Annotated in this window: 13 protein-coding genes; 12 read left to right on the plus strand and 1 reads right to left on the minus strand. The window is 41.0% G+C overall.

Annotated features, from left to right (window positions below):
• Positions 1 to 99 precede the first annotated feature (99 nt).
• The gene (locus AC1DOV_RS30055; protein ID WP_441911906.1) at positions 100 to 483 is read right to left on the minus strand and encodes a MerR family transcriptional regulator; all 384 of its coding nucleotides are present in this window, start codon (positions 481 to 483) and stop codon (positions 100 to 102) included.
• Between the two features lie 218 nt (positions 484 to 701).
• On the opposite strand from AC1DOV_RS30055, the gene AC1DOV_RS30060 reads away from it, so the two are divergent.
• From AC1DOV_RS30060 to AC1DOV_RS30115, 12 genes are all read left to right on the plus strand, one after another.
• On the plus strand, positions 702 to 1,880 hold the full coding sequence (locus AC1DOV_RS30060) for an MFS transporter (RefSeq protein WP_477551815.1): 1,179 nt from the start codon (positions 702 to 704) through the stop codon (positions 1,878 to 1,880).
• A gap of 512 nt (positions 1,881 to 2,392) precedes the next feature.
• Complete coding sequence (locus tag AC1DOV_RS30065; RefSeq protein ID WP_477551816.1) at positions 2,393 to 3,148, plus strand: class I SAM-dependent methyltransferase; 756 nt, start codon at positions 2,393 to 2,395, stop codon at positions 3,146 to 3,148.
• Positions 3,149 to 3,721: 573 nt separating this feature from the next.
• Positions 3,722 to 4,234: a hypothetical protein gene (locus tag AC1DOV_RS30070; protein WP_477551817.1), complete on the plus strand. Its 513-nt coding sequence runs from the start codon at positions 3,722 to 3,724 to the stop codon at positions 4,232 to 4,234.
• Positions 4,235 to 4,406: 172 nt separating this feature from the next.
• Positions 4,407 to 5,003: a hypothetical protein gene (locus AC1DOV_RS30075; protein WP_477551818.1), complete on the plus strand. Its 597-nt coding sequence runs from the start codon at positions 4,407 to 4,409 to the stop codon at positions 5,001 to 5,003.
• 206 nt (positions 5,004 to 5,209) lie between these two features.
• On the plus strand, positions 5,210 to 5,653 hold the full coding sequence (locus AC1DOV_RS30080) for a cell wall hydrolase (protein WP_076270629.1): 444 nt from the start codon (positions 5,210 to 5,212) through the stop codon (positions 5,651 to 5,653).
• A gap of 730 nt (positions 5,654 to 6,383) precedes the next feature.
• Entirely contained in the window at positions 6,384 to 7,199 is an 816-nt protein-coding gene (phnX, locus tag AC1DOV_RS30085) for a phosphonoacetaldehyde hydrolase (RefSeq protein ID WP_477551819.1), read from the plus strand.
• A complete protein-coding gene (locus AC1DOV_RS30090) occupies positions 7,196 to 8,335 on the plus strand; it encodes a phosphonoacetaldehyde reductase (RefSeq protein ID WP_477551820.1) in 1,140 nt (379 codons plus the stop codon). The genes phnX and AC1DOV_RS30090 overlap by 4 nt, the downstream gene beginning before the upstream one ends.
• Positions 8,336 to 8,437: 102 nt before the next feature.
• Entirely contained in the window at positions 8,438 to 9,502 is a 1,065-nt protein-coding gene (locus tag AC1DOV_RS30095; protein WP_441884539.1) for a PhnD/SsuA/transferrin family substrate-binding protein, read from the plus strand.
• 69 nt (positions 9,503 to 9,571) lie between these two features.
• Complete coding sequence (phnC, locus tag AC1DOV_RS30100) at positions 9,572 to 10,360, plus strand: phosphonate ABC transporter ATP-binding protein (protein WP_441884541.1); 789 nt, start codon at positions 9,572 to 9,574, stop codon at positions 10,358 to 10,360.
• Entirely contained in the window at positions 10,350 to 11,135 is a 786-nt protein-coding gene (locus AC1DOV_RS30105; RefSeq protein ID WP_477551840.1) for a PhnE/PtxC family ABC transporter permease, read from the plus strand. Before phnC ends, AC1DOV_RS30105 begins: the two co-directional genes overlap by 11 nt.
• A gap of 1 nt (position 11,136) precedes the next feature.
• A complete protein-coding gene (locus tag AC1DOV_RS30110; protein WP_477512059.1) occupies positions 11,137 to 11,940 on the plus strand; it encodes a PhnE/PtxC family ABC transporter permease in 804 nt (267 codons plus the stop codon).
• Positions 11,941 to 11,988: 48 nt separating this feature from the next.
• Entirely contained in the window at positions 11,989 to 12,861 is an 873-nt protein-coding gene (locus AC1DOV_RS30115) for a DeoR/GlpR family DNA-binding transcription regulator (protein ID WP_477512060.1), read from the plus strand.
• Positions 12,862 to 13,122: the final 261 nt, after the last annotated feature.

Genomic DNA, 13,122 nt, shown 5'->3' on the forward strand with positions numbered 1-13,122 from the left:
AAGAAGTAACTCGGATCAACTTATTTTAATAGCAAGATTAGCTTAATCCTTAATGTGGACTTTAAGGCAAGGGCTTTTTGAAAATTATTAAAAAAGCTCTTATTTAAGATTTTCTTTGTAGTACTTCTTTTCTAATACATCGTAGTATTCTATTTTCAAATCAATTTTTATAAAAGCGTTATCCAAGTCTCGTTGTTTCTCCATCATTTTTTCTTTATGCTTTTCAAATATCTGTTTGCGTTGCGAGGCAGTGCTATCTCCTACTTTTGTTAACTCCACGATTGCACGTAACTCTGAAAGAGGGATGTCAGTTTTCCGTAAACATACAATAAGCTCTAACCATAATAAATCTGCTTCGTTAAAAATACGATTTCCATTTTCATCCCTTTTTATAAAAGGTAAAAGACCTTCTTGTTCATAATAACGGAGTGTATGTGCAGGCAAACCTATCTTATCTGCTGCTTCTTTGATATGAATTTCCATTTGAATCCTCCATATATACTTATAATTATTTTGCTCTTATTAATGTGATCATCAGTTAGGTTTTATTATAGACCTTAAAGTGCACTTTAATGCAACAGCGCTTTCTCATCTTGTTCTAGTGATTTTAGATTATCGCTTGACTTAAAGTCGACTTTAAGAGTTATTGTTGCTTTGTTTAGAAAATAGTAAAGATACAAGGAAGGCTGGAGATGCTTTTTATGGATAAACGAAGTAATTTGCTTATATTTATATTGGCGGTAGGAGTTTTCGGTATTTTGAATACTGAAATGGGTGTTATTGGTATATTGCCTTTGATTGCTGATTATTATGATGTCAGTGTATCAAAAGCTGGATTGTTTGTGAGTCTCTTTGCACTTGTGGTTGCAATTTCTGCTCCAAGTATGCCGCTATTGTTTTCAGGAATAAATCGCAAAAAGGCAATGTTACTTGTACTTGGTGTGTTTGTTTTGGGTAACTTAGTCTCGATAATTGCATCTAACTTTACAATTGCATTAATTGCTCGTGTGATTCCAGCTATTTTTCATCCCATTTATTGTTCAATGGCATTGACAGTAGCTGCTAACTCAGTAAGCAAAGAAAAAGCTCCAAAAGCTGTTTCCAAAATAATGTTGGGAGTATCTGCAGGTATGGTACTTGGTGTGCCAATTACTAGTTTTATAGCTAGTGAAACTTCGTTTGAAATGGCCATGTTATTCTTTGCTATCATTAATGCTTTAACATTCCTTGCTACATTGCTATTCGTACCATCTATGCCTGTTAAGGAAAGACTTACTTACGGATCACAGTTAAGCGTATTGAAAAATTCCATTACTTGGATTTCCATTGCCGCAGTTGTTTTTATAAATTCAGCAATATTTGGGGTTTACAGTTACCTAGCTGAGTATCTTGAAACCATTACTAATATTTCAGGGAAAACGATTAGTTTAATGTTAGTAGTATACGGTGGGGCAAATGTTATTGGAAACATTGTGGCTGGGAAGTTACTTACTAAAAATGCCATCAAGACAGTAGCAATTTTTCCTTTCACATTAGGAGCAGTTTACATCTTGTTATTCTCATTTGGACAGTTCACTGTACCTATGGCTATCATTACTTTGGTTTGGGGAATATTAGCTGGTGTTGGAGGTAATATCGCTCAATATTGGATCACGTCCGCAGCTCCCAAAGCTCCTGATTTCGCTAATGGATTATTTTTATCATCTGCTAATATAGGAACAACAATTGGTACAGCTGTAGGTGGATTATTTATATCAATAATCGGTACACAATACATTGTAGTAGGGGGATTACTATCATTGATATTGGGTGCGGTGTGTATTTTGCTAAGAAACAACATATTTAGTCCTAGAAAACAAGTTTCTATAGAAGAAATTTAATCCTGATTTTCAAAAATATATAAACAGACGATTTCTTTTTTTTAAAATACCATTCGAAAGCTGATTTCTTTTTTTACATCTATGGCTTACTAGGAGAAATAATCAACATGAGCATATGTGGAGATTCAAAGGTTCAACCATACTTTACCGAATTAACTATTTTTTACGGAAGGTGGTCTAAGTAGAGACTTTTGGTGCTTTTACCAGCCCTATAATTTTCTTCATTCACAACTTCGTTCCATCTAGATGCTATTTGAGAAGAAGAATACTTGGTCAAAATCTAAGAAAACGTGAGCATTTAAGAGAAAAGCGATTCTCCATATAGGGAGGTTAGCATGGAAATGATCAAATCAAAAACATGAAATTAGAAAACCGCAAGTTACACTTTTTGGATAAAAGTAAATGAAATATAATGCCCTAGGAACGACTTAAGAGAAGTGACACAAGAGTTTAATAATTAAAAAATACACTTCACTAAATGAAAGTAAGAAATACTAGGAGAGTGACGTGAGATGAACAGTAAAGAAAGCTTTTCGAACCGGGTTGATTCATATTTGAAGTATCGCCCGAGCTATCCGAAAGAGGCTGTTGATTATTTGTACTACTACGTCGGTTTGCGTTCGAACAGTAAAATAGCTGACATCGGTTCCGGTACAGGCATCTTTTCAAAACTACTTCTGGAACGCGGAAGCTATGTGATTGCGGTCGAGCCGAATCAGGCAATGCGGGTAGCCGCCGAGCAAATGTTAGAAAGCAATCCGAACTTTCAGAGTATATCAGGTTCTGCAGAATCTACTGGATTACCTGATCAGTCGGTTGAGTTTATTGTCTGCTCACAAGCGTTTCACTGGTTTGATCGCTTAGCAGCGCAAACCGAGTTTCGTAGAATTCTACAGCCGGGCGGGAGAGTAATACTAATCTGGAATTCCCGTCTTACAAGCGGTACTACATTTCGTGAAGAGTACGATCAACTGCTCCATACATACGGAACCGACTACGTAAAAGTTAATCATAAAAACATTTCTCAGTCGATGCTTCACTCTTTTTTCAAGGAAGGTACGATGCATGAGGTGCGATTCAGAATGAGCCAGGAGTTTGATTTCGAGGGCTTGAGAGGCCGGTTGCTATCATCTTCCTACAGCCCTGTACCTGGGCATCCCAATTACAAACCGATGATGACGGATCTGCGAAATCTATTTGATAGGAATAATCAGGATGGTTTTGTTCTATTCGATTATGAAACTGAAATATTTTGGGGAGAAGTATAGATCAAACTTCGATTTAAGAGAATCATTGTGCTAATGGGGAACGCAAATTATATTAAAACTTCTCATTAAAAGCAACTCTAGAATTATTAGGTCTAATGGGAAGTTTTATTATGAATTTTGGTGAATTAAGGAAACTGTATGTAGTCGAAAAGCAGATTAAGGGATTTAGTCCAAACACACTAAAAGCATACACCTTATAGCTACAGATGCTGGTTTCTAAATTTGGCTATCCCGACTATCAGGTGGTCATTATAGCGGCTTTTTGACCAATTAATTAAAGGCACTTTTTTTAGAATATTAGCCGCTGTTACTCAAATAAAGGGCAGTACAACTTAATATTGAACTTTAAAAAAAAGGAACCTTTTATTATCGATGTGCGTCTATATTTACGGGAACAATGATCTCTAGTACAGGGAGTTAATTCTTGTTTTAACGGTCTTTTTGGAAAGGAGTGCTCGAATAAAAAAATGTTGGATTCTTGTTTTACTGACGGAGAACGATAGTTGAATCATACTTAATGTTGAGCAGGTGAGTGTTAGCCTGTTCATTTTTATTAAACTAAGAGTGATGCAATTGTTGATAAAAATTAAAGGCCAAATGCAAATCATTTGGGTGGTGGGTAAACTGTTTCCTATAAAATTAATTCTAACAATGATAGTTGTTGCTACCCTCATTATTGGATGTATATCACAACCAGTAAGACCAGATGATAAAGTTATTGAGGCCTTTATTAGTGACAATAACATTAACGTAATTGAGTTGGTGAAGTACAAGGAGTACACAGCAATTGCATATAAGAACGATACAGAGGTAGGTTTCTACTTGGATCAATCAGGTAATGGAACATTTTCGAAACATTGGGAGAATGTAGAGGGGACAAAGATTCCACAGCGATTCATTGGAGGTTTTTCTGACAAATACTTAGTTGAATTTATCATCGATGAGAGTATTTTAAATAAAATAAACACTTATACAACCAGAATAGGAACCTTTACAAAAGAACCAAATCAGAAGTGCTTTATATTTCCTACAGGAACTGGCGGTATTCAGTATTTTGACAAAAACAATAAACCGATTGAATTTTAGGAATTAAAATGGGTTGTACTAATGGAGAACGATTGTTCAATTTTAGAAGAGATACTACATGGCGACCCTTATCCATACTAACGGCAGAATATTTCCAATATGTAAATTATGTATTTGTTTATCCACCATCTCTACTTCTAGTTTGAGTTCAATAACTAAAAGGAGTCTAAGAATGACAAAAACGCAACTGCTATTGGTTGTTCAACTGCTGGTTTTCGTTCTTGCTGGTTGTTCTGATAACCAGGAAGATATCGCCTCAAAGAATAACCATACCAACTTATCTGTTTCTCCTACCCAGAATATCGAAAACACCATTGATTCTGGGGAACATTCGAAATCAAGCCAACCAAATTCAATGATCGAAAACGGCATCTCCAATTTGGAATTGACCCTGCCGAAGGGATGGAGCCTGAATACGGAAGACCACTTTGGCGCATCCCTCACCGACGAGAATGGAATCAATCTCGGAAGTGTTGTCACGTACCCGTATACTGTCGATTTCAGCTTTAACATGTATAAGCCGAACCATAGTGAAATTACAGATGAAGAAGTAATTGATACTTCCATCGGAAGCGGCAAGCTCTATACGCTCGACACGGATAACGGTACGGCCGCCTCTGGCCTGACCGGCACACATGACGTCTATTTCGCAGTCATACCTATTCAAGAAAAAATAATATATGTATTGGAATTCTCGAAGCATGATAAAGAGGCATCGACGAAAAAACAATTCATCAGTCTACTGAATGGGTTGCAGTTAAGAAAGTGATTGTCAGCCAAGCTGGACCTTTTGGAAATAGACGTAATCCTTTTTATAATTAGTGGACTGTAGATCTTAACAAGCAACCAATATTTCATTAAACTAACGGGCAGAAGAGTGTGGTGGGCAATTTATTATCGCTCTTTCTTATGCCAGAGTAACACATTCGCTTCACCTACAATATGATGAGTCTAGAAATCTAAAGAGGTGAGTCAATGGCAGTCGTAAAAGCAAGGCAACAGGATATTAACATGTTGGCAAGGTTGCTTCGAGCTGAAGCTGAGACCGAAGGCGAAATGGGAATGCTGCTTGTTGGAAATGTTGGCATTAACCGAATAAGAGGGAATTGCTCCGATTTTAAAGATATCCGGACAATTCCTCAAATGATCAACCAGGAGCATGCGTTCGAAGCGTTGCAACATAGTTTGTACTATCAAAATGCAAGAGACAGGGAACGCCGTCTGGCGCAACGGGCAGTGAATGGGGAGCGGAATTGGCCAGCCAAATTCTCCTTATGGTATTTCCGTCCAGGATCGTTCGAAAATCCCGGTCCATGTCCGCCAACTTGGTATAATCAGCCGCTCGCAGGACGATGGAAGAAGCACTGCTTTTATGAACCGACCGGAGAAGAATGTGAAAATATCTATAATACGTTTTAATTTTATAAATGCAAAGAGCTCATTAGTATCTCATAACCTGACTTGTCACAGCCATGTGTCGGTTGACAACAACTTTATCTCATTAAGTGCCGCGTAAATCGCGGCTTTTTTGTGTTTAGTGGAATAAAGTTGTTGTCACGGTTATTATTCGGAGACCATACCTACGTGGCGGGGCGTTCGATGTTGGATGACAAGAAAATTAGACAAAAGAATGAGGTTAGCTTTTAGTATCTGCTGGAGCGTGAGATTATGCATTCGCTGCGGCTCCTGGAAGTCGTGAAATACTTAAGGATAAGCGAGATGAGAAGATATTTTATGAGAGGGGACCTCTCTGCAGGGTACTGCGGGGAGTTTTTTTTGTTTGTTTATATTCTTAAGCATTCTAGTTCTAGCTAATATCCTTTCCATTCTAAAAATAAATGGATAAATCATAATGTTGTATTTGAAAAAAATGATGGCATTAACCAACAACCCTCAGGAAGAATGCTTGATCTTCCCTAAGATGCCTTAATTACTACTCAGTTTTTTGCAGCACGTGATCAGGCAAATGCAGTATTGAGTTGTTTTAACCCTCGTTTTGCAGCTTTTTATGTTTTCGCAATGTTAAAACAGCATAAAAAAGCATTGAATTGTTAAAAGTACGTAAAATAAAGCAAATTATATTGCGGCTTTTTGAATTATTCTCTATAATCAGAGTTGTTCGACGAAGTTAATGAAATGAGGAGACGTAATGGACAACAATAACGAGCGCATTAAAGGGGTTATTTTCGATTGGGCAGGAACGGTCATTGATTATGGTTGCTTTGCCCCAATGCACGCATTTTTGGAATCATTCGATAAAGCGGGAGTGCCCATCACAAATCGGGAAGCAAGAGAACCTATGGGCATGTTGAAGTGGGATCATATTCAAGCGATATTGCAGATGGATAGGGTACGGGGACAATGGATTGACAAGTACGGTACTGAACCTGTTAAAGAAGATATCGATCGATTATATTCCGATTTTGAATCGACCTTGATGGAGTCGTTAAAAGCGTATACGGATCCGATACCAGGAGCGTTGGAGACGATTAGTCTTCTCCGTGAAGCGGGGATCGTTATTGGCTCGACTACGGGCTACACCAAAGGAATGATGGATGTTATCGAGCCTGAGGCAAGGCGCAAAGGATATTCGCCTGACTTTATGATTGCTTCAGATGAGGTGAAAGCGGGACGCCCTTATCCGTATATGATATTCCGTAATATGACAGAACTCGGGATATTTCCTCCCGCTTCAGTGATGAAGGTCGGGGACACGGTATCTGACATTTATGAAGGAAAGAACGCAGGCGTATGGACAGTGGCTATCATCTCGGGCAGCAGCGAGCTTGGACTGACACAATCAGAGGTAGAGATGATGGACGCAGGCGCGCTGAAAGCGCGAATGGACGAGACGAGAAAATCGTTCGAAAAAGCGGGAGCTGATTTCATTATTAATTCAATATCCCAGCTTCCAGCCGTGATAAAAGAACTTGAACTAAGCGGTCTAGCGAGGGAGCTCAGATGAATCATTACTTTAATCCGGTATCTATTTATTTCGGCGAAGCATCTCTTGGCGCGCTCTGCGATAAGTTAAAGCACGAGTATGCTAGGGTACGGCGCGTATTGCTTTTAACTAGAGGGTTTGAAGTCGAGAAATCCGAATGTTTGAAGCCTGTTCAGGACATTTTAGCCGATAAAGACGTTTTTATTCATGGAGTCACATTGAACAATCCCGACATTAAGGATATCTATCAACTTATTCAGCAGGTTAACTCATTCGATTATGAATTGATTGTCGCGATTGGCGGCGGAAGTGTAATGGACGCAGCAAAAACTTTAGCGGCACTGCAGCGCTTAAATCTGGACAGCCCAGAGGATGTTAGGAAGGCAATCACAGGCGAGCAATATAATAAACAAACAGGATTCGCGCCATGGATCGGCATTCCGACTACCTCCGGAACGGGGTCTGAGGTAACGAGCTGGGCAACGATATGGGATGAGGAGCTCGGCTGCAAGTATTCGGTATCCGATCAACGTTTGTTTGCAAGCGCGGCTTTGATTCTTCCTGAGCTAACCTTGACCATGCCGCTCCGCTTGAGCGTTTCAACGGCTCTGGATGCGTTATGCCATGCCACTGAAGCCTATTGGTCCGTTCATACTAACGAAATCTCCCGTTTGTATGCTCTGGAAGCGATTGAACGAATTCGGAATGCGCTGCCATTGCTGAAAGAAAGTCCTGAGCAGCTTGGTTGCAGAGAGCAATTGTCACTAGGCAGCGTGCTTGCAGGTCTGGCCTTCAGCAATACGAGAACGACCGCTTGCCATTCCATTTCTTATCCGTTGACATTATCCTACGGCATTGATCATGGTATTGCTGCCAGCGTGACGTTAGCCACTGTTCTAAAGCATAACTATTCTACGTTAGTAGAGCCGAGGAAGCTTCTTCATGCGTTCGGAGCGGAGGATGTTCAAGGCGTGCAACGGTTTGTTCAATCCATTTATGAACTATACGGCTTGTCGGGCAATCTGAACGATTACGGCGTTACTGAAGAAGGAATTGAAGCCATTATCGCCCAAGCATACACAAAAGGAAGAATGGACAACAACCCCGCTCCTATTTCGCCTGAAGAACTGAAGCATATGCTCGTTTCACTGCTTTAAATTCTCAGCGTCATGTTTGGCTTGTACTTCCATTACGCAAAGAACAGCCGGCTACGCTTGATATAAGCATTCGATATACAAAAAACAAAGGAGTGTTAGATGATGAAAAAGGCATTATCGATCGTTCTTACTTTTGTACTAATTACTGTTCTTGCGGCATGCGGAAGCAATAACTCAGCGGAGAATGGCAGCAGCAGTTCGAAACCGGCGAAATCGAAAGACACCATTACGATGGTCTGGTATCCGAATGAATCGGGAGCCGAGTTGAAAGACGCACGCGACGAGTTTTCGAAAATTATTGAAGAAGCAACAGGCAAAAAAGTAGAACACCAAACGACGACCGACTATATTATCGCGATTGAAGCCATCGCAAACGGCAACGCGGATATTGGTTACATGGGAGCGCAAGGCTACATTGATGCTAACGCAAAGAACGATCAGGTTCAGTCTTTGTTTGTGCAAAGCGGTGAGTCCGGAACGCTCGATGATGCTGTTTATTACAGCTGGCTCGCAGTTAACAAAGGCGAAGAATCTGAATACATGAATGGCAGCGATTTCGCTCTCGATAAAATGGAAGGCAAGAAATTTTCATTCGTATCGAATTCCTCTACATCCGGATTCAAGGTTCCATCGGCAGGCATTATCAGCTACTTCAGCAAAATGGACAAGTACAAGACGTTGACGACTGAAGATCTTCTGCAAGGCGGAGACGACAAATTGTTCAGTGAGGTTTTATTTGGCGGATCGCACCAAGGAGCGGCAGTCAACCTCTTGTCCGGCAAAGCCGACATTGCAGCATTCTGCGATACTTGCGTGGAGAACTATGTAGAGCTTGTATCCGGCGATGCGAATAAACCAGGTGCAGTATACAAAGTGAAAGAAGGTGCGGAAGAACCGTTCAATACACTAGCGAACAAAGAGTTCACTTTAATCTCTGTTACGCCTGTTCTAAACCAGCCTTTTGCAGTTAACAAAAACACACTTAGTGAAGAGGACCAACAGAAATTATTGGAAATATTCACATCTGACGCTGTAACGAATAACGAGAAAATTTTCCTTCCGAAAGATGGCGAAGGAACAAGCATCTTTAAGAAAAAATCGGGTAAAGAGAAATTTGTACCGGTGGACGACGCTTTCTTCAACCCGGTTCGCGAAATGGCTAAATAAGAAATTTTATTCGGCATCGCGTCATACGGCCATTTTTAAAACAACTGGGAAAGAGAAAAGGAGTTACTCATGACAACGTTATTGGAATTCAAGCATGTATCGAAACAATACGGCTCGGATACAAAGGCGTTATCGAATGTTAACTTCGCTGTGAATGAAGGGGAGTTCGTTTCTGTCATCGGACCATCAGGGGCGGGCAAATCGACTCTCCTTCGCTGCATTAATCGAATGATTGAAGCAAGCAGCGGGGAGATCCTATTCGATAACAAGAATGTGTTAGCAATAAATAAGAAAGAGCTGAAGAGGCTAAGGACTCGAATCGGAATGATTTTTCAGCATTACAATCTGGTTAACCGGTTGAGTGTGTTCGAGAATGTTCTACATGGAAGGCTTGGGTATAAGTCTACCTTGGCTGGCGTGCTCGGTATTTATACTGAGGAGGAGAAGGTGAAGGCGTACGGTGTTCTGCAGATCCTGGGCTTGGAGGAGCAAGTCTATAAACGCTGTGATCAGTTAAGCGGCGGCCAGAAGCAACGCGTAGGCATTGCGCGGGCACTGATACAGGATCCGAAGATGCTCTTATGCGATGAGCCGATCGCATCATTGGATCCGAATGCTTCCAAAGTCATTATGGAGCATCTTCGCAATATTTGCTCCACTATGGGAATTACGGTCGTCGTCAATTTGCACCAAGTCGATGTAGCACTGAAATATTCGGATCGCATCATTGGAGTCAACAAAGGAACGGTCGTATACGATGGTACTCCAGAGGGATTGACGAAGGAGCGTCTTCATCACATATATGGCTCGGAGCTGGATGAGTTGCTTGATTCGAACGGTGGCCTTAATGCGGGATAACTTTTTTCTGCGAAAAAGACTGAACACCCTGTTGTTCTGCGCACTGATGCTTGCAGCTACGATGCTGGCGATAATAATTACGGAGTATGATGTGATAAAGGGATTTACTTCGATTCCTAAAGCGGTACAATGGGCGGTCAGCAACTTTTATCCGGATGAGAAATCGATGATGAAACTGCCGGATATACTGGAAAAGCTCATAGAGACGCTATTGGTTTCCATCGCGGCAACGACCACGGCATCGGTATTTGCACTGGCTTTCGCAGTCCTAGGCTCGCAGACGACAGGTATAAACGGGGTATTCAGCCTGGCAAGCCGCTGGATTGCGACAATATTCCGTAATATCGACGTAGCAGCTTGGTCGATGATATTGCTGTTCTCCTTCGGGATGAACGTGCTGACGGGTTATTTGGCTTTGTTTTTCGGCTCATTCGGTTTTCTTACACGGGCTTTCATGGAGTCTATTGATGAAGTCAGCAACAGCTCCGTAGAAGCGTTAAGGGCTACAGGTGCGAGTTATCTGGCTATCATTGCACAGTCTGTCATTCCATCGAGTATTCCTCAGTTGCTGAGCTGGATCTTGTTCACGATCGAAACGAATATTAGACAAGCGACTTTAATTGGTATTCTAACTGGGACAGGCATTGGATTTTTATTCAATCTGTATTACAAAAGCTTGAACTACGGTGCCGCCTCCTTAGTCGTAGTCGTCATCGTCATTGCCATCATGATTATCGAGTCTGTATCAAGCTATGTGAGGAGAGTGATTATGTAACATGAATCGCATAGTTAAGCCCTTTAATAAAGCTTCATTCGTAATTCGACTAACTTTAATGACGCTAGCAGCGCTTTCGTTATTCGGGTTTTTCACGTTTGACTACAAGGATCTAAATCTCTTGGAGGCAGTGAAAGGCACGGGCGATACGCTCGGCACCATGTTCCTAGAAGCAAGGGCAAAGCATTTCACTTTAGCCGAGGCGCTGAAGCAAGTGGTCATCACGCTAGGGCTTGCTTTTTTAACGACGCTGTTTGGCGGGGTAATTGCTCTATTTCTTGGCTTACTTGCTGCGCGTAATCTATCGAGTCCGGCAGTATCGCTGCTCATCAGAAGCATCGTTGCCTTCATAAGAGCGGTTCCCACGGTATTATGGGTACTTATTTTTGCTGTAGCGGCAGGGCTTGGGAGTGTGGCCGCTGTTATAGGCATGACGTTCCACTCCGTGAGTTACTTGGTTAAAGCGTATTCCGAGTCTTTCGAAGAAATGGAGGATGGTGTTATTGAAGCGATGAAAGCCAGCGGAGCTAATTGGTGGCAGATTGTGTTTCAGGCTGTCCTTCCCTCTTCAATCTCGTATCTGATCTCTTGGACGTTTATGCGCTTCGAGATCAACTTCGCAGTTGCGTTAGCGATGGGCGCTGCGGCAGGCGCTGGAGGCATCGGCTATGATATGTTTATGGCCAGCAATTATTATTTCGATGTACGGGAAATCGGACTCATTACGTACATGATTTTGGCATTCGCTATTATTCTGGAAATTGTGGCGAGAATAATCAAGAAGAAATTGAAGATGAATGTGTAACGATTCGGCTTTTTTTATTTATCACGCAAAATAAAGCAAAAAATAGGATTGTCAAAGAACCAACCACTTGAGAACTGGCATTATCAAATGTATACTATTGATGTTGCAATTGATTGTACAATTGTCAGATTGTCGGAAGCGGGTGGATTCATGCTCCAAGAAGAGCGCTACAAAAAAATACAAGAAATATTAAAGCAAAACGATTCTGTTAAAGTAACCGATCTAGTCCATGTTCTCAATGTTTCGATTGATACAGTCAGACGGGATTTGGAAAATATGGAATCGAAGAAGCTGCTTAAGCGCGTCCATGGAGGCGCTATTCCAGCTGACGATCACGGAGACCAGAGTGTATTTTTTTATAGAGAGAATAGAAACAAAGAGAAAAAGATAGAGCTCGCTCAGTTGGTATGCGAATATGTATCCGAAGGCCAAGCCATTGCTTTAAATGCGGGGACGACAACTTTGGAGATCGCCAAGAAGCTCTCCGAAAATTTCGAAAGGCTGACGATTATATCGAACGGATTGCGTATTATCGAACAATTCTCCAACAAGGCGAGCTTCACTGTCATTGTGCCAGGCGGCATTTTGGACCAACAAGAATACGCGTTATATGGGAAGAAGTGTGAAGAGGATATCGCCGGATACAATATTGACCAGGTATTTATTTCGATTAATGCGATTTCGGTTAACAAAGGTTTAACTGATTTCCGTATTCATGAAATCGATATTATTAAGGCGATGATAGGAAGTGCCAGGCAGATTAATGTTGCGGCCGATTCCAGCAAATTCGAGAAGGTTTCTTATTTGAATGTTTGTCCGCTGGATCAGATTGATATGATTATTACGGACTCTTCAATTAATGAAGATATTGTGAAAAAGTATAAACATTCAGGAATGAAAGTCGTTTACAAACAGAGTTAACCGGTAATGGACGGACAGAACAGGAATCGCCAAGGCAGCCTTTCCCGCTTTAACAGCGGGAAGGGCTTTTTTTTATATAATTTGCATTTTTAAAATTAATATACTGCACAAAGTATTAAGTTACTGTTAAAAACGGCAAAATATATTGCTTTAAAATGCATTATTTCTATATACTTTAAAAAGCATGAACCATAGGTGCTTAACTTTACCTTGCTGTAGTTCAACAGCATGCTTCGATTCGGGCGATGGGGAATGACAAAC

Source organism: Paenibacillus sp. 01T47 (assembly GCF_056398245.1).

Excerpts from the sequence above, each read along its gene's own strand:
- AC1DOV_RS30105 (WP_477551840.1), top strand. The coding sequence starts at position 10,350 with ATGCGGGATAACTTTTTTCTGCGAAAAAGACTGAACACCCTGTTGTTC.
- AC1DOV_RS30090 (WP_477551820.1), top strand. The coding sequence starts at position 7,196 with ATGAATCATTACTTTAATCCGGTATCTATTTATTTCGGCGAAGCATCT.
- AC1DOV_RS30110 (WP_477512059.1), top strand. The coding sequence starts at position 11,137 with ATGAATCGCATAGTTAAGCCCTTTAATAAAGCTTCATTCGTAATTCGA.
- AC1DOV_RS30065 (WP_477551816.1), top strand. The coding sequence starts at position 2,393 with ATGAACAGTAAAGAAAGCTTTTCGAACCGGGTTGATTCATATTTGAAG.
- AC1DOV_RS30060 (WP_477551815.1), top strand. The coding sequence starts at position 702 with ATGGATAAACGAAGTAATTTGCTTATATTTATATTGGCGGTAGGAGTT.
- phnC (WP_441884541.1), top strand. The coding sequence starts at position 9,572 with ATGACAACGTTATTGGAATTCAAGCATGTATCGAAACAATACGGCTCG.
- AC1DOV_RS30080 (WP_076270629.1), top strand. The coding sequence starts at position 5,210 with ATGGCAGTCGTAAAAGCAAGGCAACAGGATATTAACATGTTGGCAAGG.
- AC1DOV_RS30055 (WP_441911906.1), bottom strand. The coding sequence starts at position 483 with ATGGAAATTCATATCAAAGAAGCAGCAGATAAGATAGGTTTGCCTGCA.
- AC1DOV_RS30075 (WP_477551818.1), top strand. The coding sequence starts at position 4,407 with ATGACAAAAACGCAACTGCTATTGGTTGTTCAACTGCTGGTTTTCGTT.
- AC1DOV_RS30095 (WP_441884539.1), top strand. The coding sequence starts at position 8,438 with ATGAAAAAGGCATTATCGATCGTTCTTACTTTTGTACTAATTACTGTT.
- phnX (WP_477551819.1), top strand. The coding sequence starts at position 6,384 with ATGGACAACAATAACGAGCGCATTAAAGGGGTTATTTTCGATTGGGCA.